Below are 14,061 nucleotides of genomic sequence, written 5' to 3' on the forward strand. Positions count from 1 at the left end.
CTATATTCTCATAGCTTAATTATAGCAACAATAATAAAAGGAGGCTAATCCAATCAGCCTCCCTCCTCATTATTTATCCCGCATTAACGAGCAGTCCGATTGGTGAAGGCTAATAATCAGTGGGGATGCCCCCACACTGATTAAAGTTTCACTTTATCTTCTAGCAATAACACTTTCATTTCCTCTAACGATTCTTTCGTAAAGCCAAGAGCTTTTTCAGCGTATGCTTCCACTGATCCATATTGCTTTTTAACTTCATCAATCGCAGCTTGTAAATACTCAGCACGTGCTTCAAACATTGCACCTAATATTGCTCTACTTTCGTCGTTCTGTAATTTCGCACCTAAAAAGGCCATCATTTTTTCATTTAACTTTTCACGGAAACCGTTACTTAGTAAGTAGTCTTCCATTACTGTTTTTTCCGGTACACCTAGTAAAAGTAATAATAATGCTGAGCCAAATCCTGTACGGTCTTTTCCAGCTGTACAGTGGTTTACTAACGGTAAGTTTTCCGGGTTTTGCGCCAGTTTTAAGAAGCTCACGAATGCTTCATTACCACTTACGAAATCTTGATTCATTTTCACAAGATACTCGCCTGGTTTCCCTAACATAGAAAGGTCACCAACTTGGAAAAATTCATTTATATTCAAGTCTTTCGCCAAGTCTTGCATAACTGGTAAGCACACTTGACGAGCACCTGTAACACTTGGGTTCGGCTTATGCTTCACTTCAAAATCTGTACGGTAGTCACAAATTAATTTTAAGCTAGACTTCTGTAAATACTCGATATCCCATTCTGTTAATCCTGCTAATTCTTCAGAACGATACAATTTACCCCATTTTACTTTACGGCCTTCAGTCGTTTCATATCCTCCCATATCACGGAAGTTAAACGCACCTTGTAATGGTAATCTACGCTCAGCTACTGTCACTGCTTGTCCATTACTTCCTACTAACCTAAAATATGGACGCTCATTTTCACTCGGGTTTTCAATTGTACATGCTGAATCCCCACTTACTGTTACAAGTAATTTTCCATTTTCTTCAATATGATTTGGTGAAGTACTCCAATAAATACGAACTTCTTCTATATTATTTTCCCACTTTATATGTAACGTATTATCTTCATTTCGTTCTACAGTTGCTTGTAGCCAATTTCTTTGTTGCTTCATACTTTCACCAACGCTTTCTTCGTATAGTCTAATCCTTCTCTATTGTATTATAGGAACGCTTACTTTGTCGTTTCGATTTTTCTTTTTATCTTACAAACATGCAAAAAGTTCTTTTACTTGTTCATAAGTTGTACACGGATTCCCGCTAAATGAGTTCGAGAGAGTAAGCCATCCATCCTTCTAAAACCTTCTCACATATCGCTCAGTAGAGCTCAGCTGCTGACATCCGTTCTTTTCAAAGACATCCTTCATCCACTCGTTTTGTACATTTGTCTCGCCAATATAATAAGATGCGCCTATTTCTTTTAAGACAAACATTGCCCCTGTAAAGAATGCTGCTTCATACCCTTTATTTCGCATATTTGGAGCGACTGCGAAATACATAAGTTTTCCTTCTTCTAACGTACCTCTTTCAATATGCGGGATTACAATTCCTATTGGCTCTTCATCGATACTTGCTGTTAAACAATGTTCTTTCCATTTCCCACCTATTTCTTGTAGCATCGTATTTACAAATTGATCATAATCGATTTGTTCTCCCGTCACTTCATTCCACAGTGAATAAAAAGCGTCTTCGCCCATCTCTTCAATAAGCTTAAAATCAATATCACTTTTTATATCTTCCACTTCATATATATCCTTAAATACAATCATGTTTTCAGTAATATATTCAAATGAATACGTTTCGAAACATTTCTTATACACATCATAATTTGGGCTTTTTGAAGAAATCTCAAATTGAAATTCTTCTATTCCATCTTTTTCAGCTTCAGCAACGCAATATTGCATTATCTCTTCTAATTGCTCTTCTGTAAAAACCTCTGCATCATTTTCTTTTATCATTATAGAAGAAGCATTTTTTCTTATTTTAAAATGTTTTTCTAACTGTTCTATAGTCATCATATACTTCCCTCATCTATGTCATACTCGAATTTCTACTTGTTCTCCTTGCATGAGCAGGATTGTCCTTGAATATATAGAATACTAGAAAACATCGCATCTTTAAAGTGCGGAGGAGGTTCTCCATTGGATATTACAGCGCTGCAACAACAGTTAGAGCTTATACAACAAAATGACTATACGCAACTGCAACATATAGATATTAATGAGTTAACGCTCAATATGCTTCAGTATATCGGAACAACTGATAGTTACGTTCGTTACCAACTTATATATAAATGTTTTGCACATTTCATTCATCATGAATTCCTTATGGATGATCAGTTGAAATTACTTCTACAAACTTGTTTAAGTGATGAGTATTTATATTGTGACATTCACTCCCCACTTACAGATGGGGTTTTCACACGTTCTTATACTGTTTCGTTACTTGCATTAATACTCCAATTCGCTAACTCGCACTACTTTTTTACAGAGGAGGATATCGAAGAAATAAAAAACAAACTCATTACATACACAAACTTAGAAATGGATTTTCGAGGCTATATTGAAAATAAAGGATGGGCTCATTGTCTTGCCCACGTATCTGATGCCTTTTCTGAAATTGTTCACAATTCCTATACGACCTTTGAATGGTACGAGGAATTAATTCATTGTTTATTAAATAAAATTTTCATCCCATCGGATCTTTTTCATAATAATGAAGATGAACGAATTGTTACACCGTTACTATCTATGCTATATCATGACTTCCCGCAAGATGAGTTAATTTCAATTATTTATAAAAAAATAAAAAGGCTTCCTCAAATTAGAAAACGCCTTTCCCTTAATGAGTATTGTATTTTATGCGCAAACATTAAAATCTTTTTACGCACATTATTTTTTAGAACAAAAGATGATCATAACTTAGCATTTACAGCACGTAAAACAGAAAAAATGTTAAAAGAACTGCCTAATTATTATTAAATATAAGGAGAAGAATTATGGGCTATATTGAAGACATGAGAAATCTAGTAGGAAATCATCCACTCATTTTAATCGGATCACACGCCATTATATTAAATGAGAAAAATGAAATATTATTGCAGCTCCGTACAGATTTTAATCGCTGGGGCATTATTGGTGGCGCCTTAGAATATAACGAAACGTTAGAAGACGCTTTACAACGAGAAGTATATGAAGAAACTGGACTTATCATTAAAAATCCAGAACTATTCCGTACATACTCAGGACCTGATTTCTTTCAAATCTATCCAAACGGCGATCAAGTACATGGTGTACTCGTTGTTTATATTTGCCGAGAATTCCACGGTCAGCTTATATGTGATCAAACTGAGTCAAAAGAATTACGCTTCTTTCCGCTTGATGAGTTACCTATTACTCTTCATCCAGTTATTGAACGTATTATTAGGGAGTTTCAGCACTCCAATTAAAAAACATTACATATTGTATATAGAAATAAAACAACCTCATTTCCCGTCATGATAACGCGAAATGAGGTTGTTATCGTTCAGCATAAATCCCTATTCCCCCAAAAATAACCAAATGATATTAACGTTCACTTTCTACAGCTGTATATCCCCTTACAAATAAGAGTGTTATATAAGAAGTAATGAATGAAAAAATAGTATACATGCCCACCCAAAAGAAAAATGATGGATCATACAATGTAACATTTAACATAAGAAAAATAAGAAATATTACCATTGGCATCACATAAAATACACCTAATTTATATGTCCCAGCTATTGAAAAAATAAAAATAAGCAATGGATATATACAGAAAATAAAAATGAATTCACTCACTGTTATGTCCCCCTTTCTGAAGAAATAATAGGTTTCTCGTAAACATTTTGGGGAACAACAAAGTTTTATTTTTTATCAGTTATTAATAAATATAATGTTAGATTGTTATCTCAATCTGATTTCCTTCAGGGTCACTTACTACACTTTCATAGTAGCCATCCCCTGTAGTACGCGGGCCGTTTAACACAGGGTATCCTGCTTCTCTTAATGTATTAGTTAATTCGTTCACTTTTTCTTTACTACCTACAGAAAAAGCAATATGCGCATATCCTATTGTTTGTACTTGTGTTTTACCGTCTATCCCTACTTGTCTCATAAGTTCTAGACGCGCTCCACCTTCAAAAGTTATAAAATAAGATTCAAACTGCTTTTTCGAATTGTGATATAAGCTATTTTCTTCACCACCAAAGTACTGTTTATAGAAATCACGCATTCCTTCTAAATCATTTACCCAAATTGCTACATGTTCAATTTTCATAATCGACACCTTTTCTTTTACAGTATTCAACCAACAATTTGATATTTAATTTTCTTTGCTTGTTCTTGTTATCATCAGATCAAGTCCAAGACTTTTTAATCCATATAAATAATCTTCTTTCCAATCGCTCACTGTTATTTTCGGAATATGTTCTGCCGGAATGTACTTCGGACAAGTTTTTACAATTTGATCTATTACGAATTGATTCAATTCATCATCACAGAAGATAAAGGCATGAGGGTTAATAATAGCTATACATGTAGCTATTAAACGAGTAATGGCATCTATATTATATTGCTCTGGATTATTTGAATCTCTTACTGCATCTTCACTTCTCAAAGATTGTAAGAAGTTTTTATTATCATACTGTGGAACGAAAGATATCTCCCCTGAGAAAAAGGTACTCCCTCGTACCACATCTCCATTTATCATAATTCCCGCCCCTGGGCCGTTTTGACCTGAATACAAATATACAAGAGATGATTTATCATTATTTCCAGTATTTTTATAATAGCCAAGGACTGCGGCATTCATATCATTTTCTATTACTACAGGTATAGAAAACAGATCCTCCAAATGACTTTTCAAATTAAAATTTTGGAACTTTTCATAACCAGGTATATAAAAAATACGACCATTATCAACCGAACCAGGCACACCAATTGATATAGAGCTTATTTTCGGGAATGTAGCTATAAGACTTTCAATATGTTTAGATAATAGATTTACGCCAGTATCAATTAATACACTTGAAGTACTTCCTTGTTCTTTTACTTCCCCTAAACAGTTGAAAATTGTATAGTTTGTCTCATTTTTTTCTAAAAATATCGCTAGACCTAACATATATTCCGGATTATACGCATATCGTTTCGCTCTTCTTCCGCCACTTGAATCATCTAAACCGACTAAAGTGACTTCACCGTCTTGTTTCATATTTTCTATAAATTTACTCACAGTTGGAAAACTAATTTCTAATGTATTACTAAGCTCAACTTTCGTCGCACTTCCTTGCTCTAGAAGAGCTGTACGAATGCCGCGAAGGATCGTCTCTTTAATCGATTTTTGAGTAACAAATTGTTCACTCAAATCGCTCACCACCTTAATCAACATACTTATTAAACACTTTTAATAAGTTGCGTTGACAATATATCATACATCATTTTCTAAAGCAATAGAGATGATACATTTCCGCTGGCATGCACTCCTTATTTAGCTCGATTTATTCTCTCTCGTAACAGACGATACAATTCCAGACAAGAGAACAAATAATAAAACAGCTAACAAGGCATTGCGTATCCCGAATGCTTCCCCCAGTATACCTAAGAATGGTGGTCCGACTAAAAATGCTGTATAACCGATTATAGAAACTGCAGCAACATTAGAAGTCGCATTTTCACGGTCATCTCCAGCAGCTGACAGACCAATTGGGAACCCTAGCGCTGCACCAATCCCCCACAGTACTACACCAAATGCTAGAAAATACGAATTACTCCCAAATATTACGATTGAAATTCCTAGAATCGCCATCATAATGGTGGCACGTACGACAGCGACACGACCGAATCGATCAAGGAAATAGCTGCTACACATACGAGTTAACGTCATTGCTAATACAAAAATTGTGTACATAATAGAACCTGCCACTACACTTTGCTCGTGTCCATCTACCATCACGATAGGTAGCCAATCATTTGCACTACCTTCTGCAAATGCCATTCCGAGTACAAAAAGACCAATTAAAAGCACCTTTTTTTCCATACGTAAGGTCGTATGCTTCTCTCTCCTTTTGTTCCACGATTTCTCCTTCTTTCCTGTTCCATGCGGAAGAAAACGATACACCATACATACAAGTAATACAAACACGACCGAAATCGCAAGAAACTGATACAGAATCGGGATGTGAAGCGACGCTGCGACAGAACCACTGAGCGCGCCTACTAAAGTTCCTACACTAAAAAAGCCATGGAATTTCGGAAGAAGAGTTGTTCCTAATTTCTGCTCAATGGAAGAACCTTCTACATTCAATGCGACTTCCGCCAATCCGTAGCCTACTCCAAATACTAGTAAGCTACTAAAAGCCCCCATACTAGAAACAAAATAAATATTTATACCTAAACAAATCAATCCAACAATCATAAAAAACATACTGCCTATAATAACGTCTCTAGCTCCCTTACAGTCAATGAAGCGGCTTGCACTCAGTAAACCAATTATTGAACCGACAGATAGTCCGAATAAAATCCAGCCCATTTCTGCATTTGACACTGCTAACATATCTCGAGTAGCTGCTGTTCTTGAAATCCATGTAGCAAACGCGACACCTGGCAAAGCAAATAAGAGAAAAAGAGCATTTCGAGAGGCAAGTAATGTCTTTGTATGATTATACGCACTATTTTTCTTCATATGAAACACCTTTCACATTGTCTATACGATACGACACCAGTTTATTCATGCATCCGTGAAAAATGATTTCTATAAGTCTATCATTTTCATAACTTTGGCTGGATTACCACCAACTACTACATTATTAGGTACATCTTTTGTCACAACTGCCCCTGAAGCAATTACAGCGTTGTCTCCAATTGAAATACCAGGGTTAATAATAGCTCCCCCACCAACCCAAACATTGTTACCAATCTTTACAGGCTTTCCATATTCTTTTCCAGAATTCCGCTCTACCGGATGTAAAGGATGAGTGGCCGTATAAATATGGACACCAGGTGCAAACATACAATTATCACCGATTCGAACTTCACAAACGTCCAAAATAACACAATTGAAATTTGCGAAAAAGCTCTTTCCAATGTGGATATTGTAGCCGTAATCACAACGAAAATCAGGATTAATGTGGGTTTTTCCGTCAGCTGAAGAACCTAAAAGCTGCTCTAACAAGGTAAAGCGGCTTTCATCACCAGTCTCCATCGCCTCGTTATAAAGGCGTGTTAAACGTTTTGCCTCAATCCTATCAGCTACTAATTCTTCGTCATCCGCAATATACATTTCTCCCGCCAACATCTTTTCTTTCTCAGTTTTCATCTAATCATCTCCTTCGTTATCGAATGAATCAAACTTATTAAATTAGTTTAATAAGTGACTTTAATGTTACTTATTAAACACGTTTAATAAGTAACCCTATATTAACATATTTTTATTAATATGCAATTAATAAATTCAGTAAAAAATGCGAATCCCTCATTTTACATGCAGATAAAACGAATAAATAATTAAGATTCACATAGAAAAAAACAAGGGAGCGCTCAGCGTCCCCTCTCAAATCCAATCTGTTTTTTAATTTCCACCAAATTCACCTTCGCAATAGCCCGCGCCCTCTCAGCACCTTTTTCTAACGCTTCATATAGTAAATGTGGATCATTCATATAATTTCCGTATTTTCCCCTAGGTCCTGAGAGTTCACGATTTACAACGCGGAATAACTCTTTTTTCACATCGCCCCATCCGATTCCAGTCTCATACTTTTCGCGTAACGCCTGAATTTCGTCTTCCTTCGCAAATTCTTTATATATCATAAATAACGTTTCTAGTTCTTTCGGTTCATTCGGAAGTGAGGAATCTGTTTTTATTTTAAATATTAACTTTCTAAGTTTTTCTTGCTCTGCAAATAATGGGATAACATTTCCGTAACTTTTACTCATCTTTCTTCCATCAAGTCCCGGTAAAATTGCCCCTTCTTCTTGTATGACATACTCTGGAAGCGTAAATGTCATACCAAATGTATGATTAAAGTACGTCGCAATGTCACGAGCAATTTCAATATGCTGAATTTGATCTTTTCCGACAGGTACATGAGTAGCTTGAAATAATAATATATCAGCCGCCATTAAAATCGGGTACGTATATAATCCCATATTCACACCTGCATCAATTTCTAATCCCGCTTCTTTATTTTGCTCTACCTTCGCTTTATATGCATGGGCACGATTCATAAGTCCTTTCGGAGTTAGACAAGCTAATATCCAAGCTAATTCTAGAATCTCTGGCACTTCTGTTTGTCGATAGAAAATAACATCTTCTCCAAGTCCGAGTGATAACCATGTAGCTGCTACCTCTTTCGTGTAACTACTGAACTTTGCTGGATCATGCACAGCATTTAACGCATGATAGTCTGCTATGAAATATAACGCTTTTCCTTCTTTGTTTTTTGACATTTGTAATGCAGGTTTAATCGCACCAATATAATTGCCTAAATGCGGGTAACCTGTTGGTTTAATTCCTGTTAACATAATTTTCTCGCTCATCCTAACTCCTCCTTTCTCAAAATAAAAAGAGCCCCTCATCCTAAAAAAAGGACGAGAGACTCCCGCGGTACCACCTTAATTAGCTATATTATAGCTCACTTCAACTTCTTAACGTGAAGTAACCGTCTTCGCCTACTCATTTAAGCTAGAAGCTCCAGAGCCCATTCCATATTCATCACTTACTGATTCCCACCAAATATCAGCTCTCTGAAAAGTTTTGAATATGTACTCTTCTCTTTCATTGCTTTTTAGTTTTTTTTACAGTTTATCACATTTCCTTTCCAATTAAACCCTGATTTTCTGTTTTATATAGCAGGAATTTCCACCTTAATTGTCTAATAATATATAGGTTTGCAGAAATACTCGAAACAACTTTGGAGGTTTTTTCATGGTAAAATATATATCCATTTTAGGTTCAACAGGATCCATTGGCACATCTGCATTAGATGTCGTTTCCGCTCATCCTGAACATTTTAAAATCGTCGGTTTAACCGCAAATTATAATATCGATCTTCTCGAAAAACAAATCGAATCTTTTCAGCCTCGTATTGTAAGCGTAGCGACAAAAGAATTAGCGGACACATTACGTTCTCGTATTTCAACAAATACAAAAATTACATATGGAACTGATGGTTTACTTGAAGTATCTACCCATCCTGATACAAATCTTGTATTAAGTTCAGTTGTCGGTGTTTCAGGTTTACTCCCAACAATTGAAGCATTAAAGGCGAAGAAAGATATCGCTATCGCTAACAAAGAAACTTTAGTTGCAGCTGGACATATCGTCACCGAACTAGCGAAACAAAACGGATGCCGCCTAATTCCAGTTGATAGTGAACATTCAGCCATTTTCCAATGTTTAAATGGGGAAAATAATAAGGAAATCGAAAAATTAATTGTTACAGCTTCTGGCGGCGCTTTTCGTGATAAAACACGTGAAGAAATGAAAATATTACAAGCGAAGGATGCTTTAAAACACCCAAACTGGTTAATGGGCGCAAAACTAACGATAGATTCTGCCACGTTAATGAATAAAGGGTTTGAAGTGATGGAAGCTAAGTGGCTATTCGATATTCCTTATGAAAAAATTGATGTTATGATTCATAAAGAAAGTATCATTCACTCTTTAGTGGAATTTATTGATGGATCAGTCATGGCACAGCTCGGTGCTCCTGATATGAGAATGCCGATTCAATATGCGTTTCACTACCCTACTCGACTACCTTCATCCTATGAAAAATTAAATTTATTAGAAATTGGTAGTTTGCATTTTGAAAAACCAAATTTAGAGAAGTTCCCCTGTCTACAATATGCATTTGAATGTGGAAAAATTGGCGGTACAACTCCAGCCGTATTAAATGCAGCGAACGAAATTGCAAATGCACTATTTCTTAAAAATGAAATTGCATTTTTCGATATCGAAAAAACAATTTACAATACAGTTGAAGCTCATCATAACGTAAAAGATCCTTCACTCGATGATATATTAGAAGCTGATCAATGGGCACGCCAATACACAAATCAATTGTTAATGAAAAAGAGCTAAAACAGGTTTCTCTGTTTTAGCTCTTTTTTCACGTATTCAACTTCACAAATCTATAACCGTGCGTAACTAAAACTTTTAATATCGCATACCCTGGAATTGCTAAAATAATCCCCATAATTCCAAATAAATTCCCCGCAGTTAAAATGATAAATATAATAGTAATCGGGTGAATATCTAACTTTTTCCCCATGACTTGCGGAGAAATAAATTTACCTTCTGCTAATTGTACAATCATCATAACGATAATTACTTTTAACACCATTGATGGCGAGTCGATAAATGCGATAATTAAAGCTGGTGTAATTGCAATGATTGGTCCTACGTACGGAACGATATTTACAATCATCGCTAAAATAGCAAGTAGTACCGCATATTTAATACCAATAATAAGATAACCGATTAATAGCATAATACCGATAAATAAACTAACAATAATTTGTCCTCTAATATACGAACTAATCGCATAATGCATATCATCTAGTATTCTCTTCGCAGCTGGTTGTCTTTGCTCAGATATAAACTTTAAAAAATGATTCGGTAATTGCTCACCATCTTTTAAAAGATAGAACAAAATAAATGGAACCATTACAAATGTTAAAACAACTTCAGTAATTGTACTTAAAAATCCAGTTACATTTCCTGTTACTGATGATAATGATTTTGTAAAGTTCATTGTAGAATCTTTTACAATATTAGCAAAATCAACATTTAAACTTTCCTGCATTCTACCAATTACATTACTTTCTCCAAATTTACGTGCTGCCCTTTCGATTTCATGCCCGAAATATGGCAAGTTATCTATTAAAGCATTTACTTGATCTTTAATAATTGGAATAACCGTGACCGCAAGAAAAACAAATAATCCAAGAACAATTATATATATCGAGGCAATTGACACAATTCTCGACACACCTTTTCTTTCTAAAAGAGAAACGAATGGATGCAATATATAAAATAGTACTCCCGCTAATAATACTGGGAAAAAGATTGTTTTTAAAAATACGACGAACGGTGTAAAGACGAATGATATTTTTGTAAGTAATAATATATTTACAAACAGCAACGCGAATCCAAGTAGTACAGCTAAATAATTTTGTTCTTTAAAAAACTTTTTCAACTTATCTCTTTTTCTTATATTTACTTTCTCCAAATGTACCACCTCTCTAATTAGGAAAAGCCCTAAAAGGGCTTTATAAAACAATCAGTAATAACCTTTATTTTCTTGCAACTTTTACTACAAATGATACAATAAGAATTAACACAATTGCACCTAATAATGCTGGCACGACATGAATCCCACCAAATGATGGCCCAAAAGATCCAAATAATCTACTACCTAACCAAGCTCCTAGTAAACCAGCAATTATATTTCCAAACATACCAGCCGGAAAATTTTTACCCGTTATAGAACTAGCAATTATACCTATAATAGCACCAACTATTAATGTAATAATCCATCCCATTTTTAGTCCCTCATTTCTATTATAGTTTGTATTATCAAATACAAGAGTAGCTAAACTCTTATATAAGATTACGTATTTATCTACGCTAACCATATCCTACTATAGAAATATACCTACGAACATTTTATGTATGGAGATACATATATTATATGCAAAAAAGAAAAAAATTGTCAAACTTACCCACAAATCAATTATATTAATATATCATATTTAAAGGAGGCGTTATTATCTATGATTCATAAATTACTTCCCACTTCTTATGAAGTAGCAACATCCATTTTAAATGTTCAACTTCCAGCTTATAAAATTGAAGCAGACTTTTTAAACAGTACTGCAATACCTCGTTTATATGATACTGTAAACGATATTCAAAATTGTGATGAAACATTCTATGGATATTTCTCTGAAAATAAACTCGTCGGCTTTATTTCTTTTATACAAGAAGAAGAACTAATCGATATCCACAGATTAGTTGTATCGCCCAATTTTTTTCAAAAAGGAATCGCAACGAAACTGCTACTTTATATATTTAACATGTTCTCGTCTTCAATGACATACATTGTACAAACAGGTAAAGCCAATACTCCAGCTCTCGCATTATATAAAAAACACAGCTTCATTGAAGTAACAGATACAACACTACCTGATGGCATGATCCTTACGCAACTAAAAAGACAGAAAACACAAAATAGTTTGACTTAATTATTTATTTATGTTATTTTTTACTTTATACAACCTTTTGCTGAATCCAAATTTTGGAGCGGGGGAACCATTTTTGTAGCTATGCTACTTGGGGCGAATCTTTTTTTAGTAGGGAAACTCTCACTTCCCGAGTCCGACAGCTAACCTCGTAAGCGTAATGGGAGAGGAAGGTGCTTTTTGCCTATGTTACACACTTTGCCTCCTTAGTTATAAATATGGAATCGATATCAATCAGAAAACTATATTTATAGAAAAGGAGACTGGTACAATGTTACGTTTATCAGATCACGCAATAAAAATGATGGAGCAAAGACTTCGACTCGAACAACACCGCACATATCAAGCAAATAAAGTTGTAGATAACTTACATCACAAATACTTTTTTCAGCATATTTTTCAACCGAAGAGATAAATAAACCATGCATACAATATTTAATACAAAAAGATTTGCAATTATGAACTGCAAATCTTTTTGTATTAGCATTAAAAATAATCTTGCATCAATTTATTCATCCAATCTGGAACACTAACATTTTCCCTTGCATCAAAAGCAGAAATATATGGTTTTATATCTAAAATAGCCGTTTGATCATTAGCGTCTAATCCTTGCACAGTCATAACATTATTTTCAATGGACACTATTTCAACAGTAGTAATTCCAATGGGGTTTGGACGATACTTTGTCCGTTGCGCAAAACATCCCTTTTCATCTAAATCACTTAGTCCCCTTGGCTTTCTAGCCCACGACTCTTTATTTTCTTCCTGGAAATCATTCATATAAAAAATAACAATTGCATGAGAGTAATCCTCAAGGCCAGCTAATCCTCCAATATACTCTGGATATATATTAATGTTAGAAATAACACTTCCCCAATTACTGTACACTTTTTCATCTATAGAGTTTTGCACTTCACCAATTTTCACCATATTAATATGACTCATTTTTTCCCCTTCTTTATGCAGCATTATTTACTTCCTTACCTTAATAATGAACGTCGTCGGCACCATCCTAGCTTTATATAAAGAATAATACTTCGTAGAAGGCTCTGCTATTTCTCCATCAAATACGCTAGATGGTTCAGGTTCTTCTATTCTCTCAATTGTAAAACCAACTCTATTTAACTCATTTATGTATGTACTCATTTTTCGCTTATATAATGTCGCTTGTACATCTTCCCCTTTAAATGTTTCAAACGTAATAGGAGTTTCTTCATGATAAGAGGAATTTAAAACAATCTCCTCTGTTCCGTACAGTAAATTTGAATATATCGGATGCTCCCAGCTAAAAATAAAGCTTCCACCTGGCTTTAAATATGAGTAAATAAGTTCTAATGTTTTTCCTAAATTTGAAGTCCAACCTAATGCATAGATGGAATATACAATGTCAAAATACTCTTTCGGAATTTCCACTTCTTCTTCCATTGCTCCACATATTAACTTTGGATCCCAGCCTTTTAACGTTTCATGTGCCGTTTCAATTTGTGTACTTGAAAGATCAAGACCCCATAATTCCTCTGCCCCATGTTCCACCATATATTACAATGAGTGCCCACTCCCACATCCAATATCAAGAACCTTTTTATTTCTGATTGAATCAAATAGATGAATTTCATCTTCAGACGCTGTATACGGGCCGTATTTTGTTAAACAATCAACTTGAAAGAAATATGGTGCAACTGTATCCCAACACTTTTTATTTAAAGCTAACATTTGTGTGCCTTCCATATCCTACATTCCC

Annotated in this window: 16 protein-coding genes, 1 pseudogene, 1 riboswitch and 1 other annotated feature; of the genes and pseudogenes, 5 read left to right on the forward strand and 12 right to left on the reverse strand. The window is 34.7% G+C overall.

Going from position 1 to position 14,061, the window contains the following annotated elements:
- Positions 1-140: 140 nt before the first annotated feature.
- Positions 141-1,172, reverse strand: coding sequence for a tyrosine-protein phosphatase (locus MHH59_RS16715; RefSeq protein ID WP_016127321.1), 1,032 nt, complete (start codon positions 1,170-1,172; stop codon positions 141-143).
- A 180-nt stretch (positions 1,173-1,352) separates the two neighbouring features.
- Positions 1,353-2,075, reverse strand: coding sequence for a GNAT family N-acetyltransferase (locus tag MHH59_RS16720; protein ID WP_103458687.1), 723 nt, complete (start codon positions 2,073-2,075; stop codon positions 1,353-1,355).
- Positions 2,076-2,198: 123 nt separating this feature from the next.
- Here MHH59_RS16720 and MHH59_RS16725 point away from each other — a divergent pair, with 123 nt between their 5' ends.
- Together MHH59_RS16725 and MHH59_RS16730 are read left to right on the forward strand one after the other, a co-directional pair.
- Positions 2,199-3,038, forward strand: coding sequence for a DUF2785 domain-containing protein (locus MHH59_RS16725; RefSeq protein WP_002013997.1), 840 nt, complete (start codon positions 2,199-2,201; stop codon positions 3,036-3,038).
- A 17-nt stretch (positions 3,039-3,055) separates the two neighbouring features.
- Positions 3,056-3,505: an NUDIX hydrolase gene (locus tag MHH59_RS16730; RefSeq protein ID WP_002128299.1), complete on the forward strand. Its 450-nt coding sequence runs from the start codon at positions 3,056-3,058 to the stop codon at positions 3,503-3,505.
- 118 nt (positions 3,506-3,623) lie between these two features.
- Here MHH59_RS16730 and MHH59_RS16735 read toward each other — a convergent pair whose 3' ends face one another.
- The 6 genes from MHH59_RS16735 to MHH59_RS16760 all read right to left on the reverse strand — a co-directional run bounded on the left by MHH59_RS16735 (position 3,624) and on the right by MHH59_RS16760 (position 8,651).
- A complete protein-coding gene (locus tag MHH59_RS16735; protein ID WP_002185359.1) occupies positions 3,624-3,878 on the reverse strand; it encodes a YbeF family protein in 255 nt (84 codons plus the stop codon).
- A gap of 97 nt (positions 3,879-3,975) precedes the next feature.
- The gene (locus tag MHH59_RS16740) at positions 3,976-4,356 is read right to left on the reverse strand and encodes a VOC family protein (RefSeq protein WP_002128301.1); all 381 of its coding nucleotides are present in this window, start codon (positions 4,354-4,356) and stop codon (positions 3,976-3,978) included.
- A gap of 45 nt (positions 4,357-4,401) precedes the next feature.
- On the reverse strand, positions 4,402-5,442 hold the full coding sequence (locus MHH59_RS16745; RefSeq protein WP_016127323.1) for an ROK family transcriptional regulator: 1,041 nt from the start codon (positions 5,440-5,442) through the stop codon (positions 4,402-4,404).
- A gap of 123 nt (positions 5,443-5,565) precedes the next feature.
- On the reverse strand, positions 5,566-6,759 hold the full coding sequence (locus tag MHH59_RS16750) for an MFS transporter (protein WP_016127324.1): 1,194 nt from the start codon (positions 6,757-6,759) through the stop codon (positions 5,566-5,568).
- Positions 6,760-6,828: 69 nt separating this feature from the next.
- A complete protein-coding gene (locus MHH59_RS16755; RefSeq protein ID WP_002033363.1) occupies positions 6,829-7,392 on the reverse strand; it encodes a maltose acetyltransferase domain-containing protein in 564 nt (187 codons plus the stop codon).
- A 221-nt stretch (positions 7,393-7,613) separates the two neighbouring features.
- On the reverse strand, positions 7,614-8,651 hold the full coding sequence (locus MHH59_RS16760; RefSeq protein ID WP_078203911.1) for a tryptophan--tRNA ligase: 1,038 nt from the start codon (positions 8,649-8,651) through the stop codon (positions 7,614-7,616).
- A 5-nt stretch (positions 8,652-8,656) separates the two neighbouring features.
- Positions 8,657-8,863: a binding site (T-box leader), on the reverse strand.
- A 137-nt stretch (positions 8,864-9,000) separates the two neighbouring features.
- On the opposite strand from MHH59_RS16760, the gene MHH59_RS16765 reads away from it, so the two are divergent.
- Positions 9,001-10,158 carry a 1-deoxy-D-xylulose-5-phosphate reductoisomerase gene (locus MHH59_RS16765; protein WP_002014005.1) on the forward strand — a complete coding sequence of 386 codons (1,158 nt, stop codon included), beginning with the start codon at positions 9,001-9,003 and terminating at the stop codon, positions 10,156-10,158.
- A 28-nt stretch (positions 10,159-10,186) separates the two neighbouring features.
- Here MHH59_RS16765 and MHH59_RS16770 read toward each other — a convergent pair whose 3' ends face one another.
- Together MHH59_RS16770 and MHH59_RS16775 are read right to left on the reverse strand one after the other, a co-directional pair.
- On the reverse strand, positions 10,187-11,308 hold the full coding sequence (locus MHH59_RS16770) for an AI-2E family transporter (protein ID WP_002128308.1): 1,122 nt from the start codon (positions 11,306-11,308) through the stop codon (positions 10,187-10,189).
- Positions 11,309-11,372: 64 nt separating this feature from the next.
- Positions 11,373-11,621: a GlsB/YeaQ/YmgE family stress response membrane protein gene (locus tag MHH59_RS16775; protein WP_002014007.1), complete on the reverse strand. Its 249-nt coding sequence runs from the start codon at positions 11,619-11,621 to the stop codon at positions 11,373-11,375.
- Positions 11,622-11,852: 231 nt separating this feature from the next.
- On the opposite strand from MHH59_RS16775, the gene MHH59_RS16780 reads away from it, so the two are divergent.
- A complete protein-coding gene (locus tag MHH59_RS16780) occupies positions 11,853-12,323 on the forward strand; it encodes a GNAT family N-acetyltransferase (RefSeq protein ID WP_002128309.1) in 471 nt (156 codons plus the stop codon).
- A 28-nt stretch (positions 12,324-12,351) separates the two neighbouring features.
- A riboswitch (cyclic di-AMP (ydaO/yuaA leader) is annotated at positions 12,352-12,494 on the forward strand.
- Between the two features lie 97 nt (positions 12,495-12,591).
- Positions 12,592-12,735 carry a hypothetical protein gene (locus tag MHH59_RS16785; RefSeq protein WP_000945246.1) on the forward strand — a complete coding sequence of 48 codons (144 nt, stop codon included), beginning with the start codon at positions 12,592-12,594 and terminating at the stop codon, positions 12,733-12,735.
- A gap of 71 nt (positions 12,736-12,806) precedes the next feature.
- On the opposite strand, the gene tsaA is transcribed toward MHH59_RS16785, so the two are convergent.
- Both tsaA and MHH59_RS16795 read right to left on the reverse strand, forming a co-directional pair.
- On the reverse strand, positions 12,807-13,265 hold the full coding sequence (tsaA, locus tag MHH59_RS16790) for a tRNA (N6-threonylcarbamoyladenosine(37)-N6)-methyltransferase TrmO (RefSeq protein ID WP_016127325.1): 459 nt from the start codon (positions 13,263-13,265) through the stop codon (positions 12,807-12,809).
- Between the two features lie 27 nt (positions 13,266-13,292).
- A pseudogene (locus MHH59_RS16795) lies at positions 13,293-14,048 on the reverse strand (class I SAM-dependent methyltransferase).
- Positions 14,049-14,061 lie beyond the last annotated feature (13 nt).

Source organism: Bacillus sp. FSL E2-0195 (genome assembly GCF_038003645.1).
Taxonomy (GTDB): Bacteria; Bacillota; Bacilli; order Bacillales; family Bacillaceae_G; genus Bacillus_A; species Bacillus_A mycoides.

Coding starts and splice junctions, on each gene's coding strand:
- MHH59_RS16775 (WP_002014007.1), bottom strand. CDS start 11,621: ATGGGATGGATTATTACATTAATAGTTGGTGCTATTATAGGTATAATT.
- tsaA (WP_016127325.1), bottom strand. CDS start 13,265: ATGAGTCATATTAATATGGTGAAAATTGGTGAAGTGCAAAACTCTATA.
- MHH59_RS16720 (WP_103458687.1), bottom strand. CDS start 2,075: ATGATGACTATAGAACAGTTAGAAAAACATTTTAAAATAAGAAAAAAT.
- MHH59_RS16755 (WP_002033363.1), bottom strand. CDS start 7,392: ATGAAAACTGAGAAAGAAAAGATGTTGGCGGGAGAAATGTATATTGCG.
- MHH59_RS16780 (WP_002128309.1), top strand. CDS start 11,853: ATGATTCATAAATTACTTCCCACTTCTTATGAAGTAGCAACATCCATT.
- MHH59_RS16730 (WP_002128299.1), top strand. CDS start 3,056: ATGGGCTATATTGAAGACATGAGAAATCTAGTAGGAAATCATCCACTC.
- MHH59_RS16715 (WP_016127321.1), bottom strand. CDS start 1,172: ATGAAGCAACAAAGAAATTGGCTACAAGCAACTGTAGAACGAAATGAA.
- MHH59_RS16760 (WP_078203911.1), bottom strand. CDS start 8,651: ATGAGGGGCTCTTTTTATTTTGAGAAAGGAGGAGTTAGGATGAGCGAG.
- MHH59_RS16765 (WP_002014005.1), top strand. CDS start 9,001: ATGGTAAAATATATATCCATTTTAGGTTCAACAGGATCCATTGGCACA.
- MHH59_RS16740 (WP_002128301.1), bottom strand. CDS start 4,356: ATGAAAATTGAACATGTAGCAATTTGGGTAAATGATTTAGAAGGAATG.
- MHH59_RS16785 (WP_000945246.1), top strand. CDS start 12,592: ATGTTACGTTTATCAGATCACGCAATAAAAATGATGGAGCAAAGACTT.
- MHH59_RS16750 (WP_016127324.1), bottom strand. CDS start 6,759: ATGAAGAAAAATAGTGCGTATAATCATACAAAGACATTACTTGCCTCT.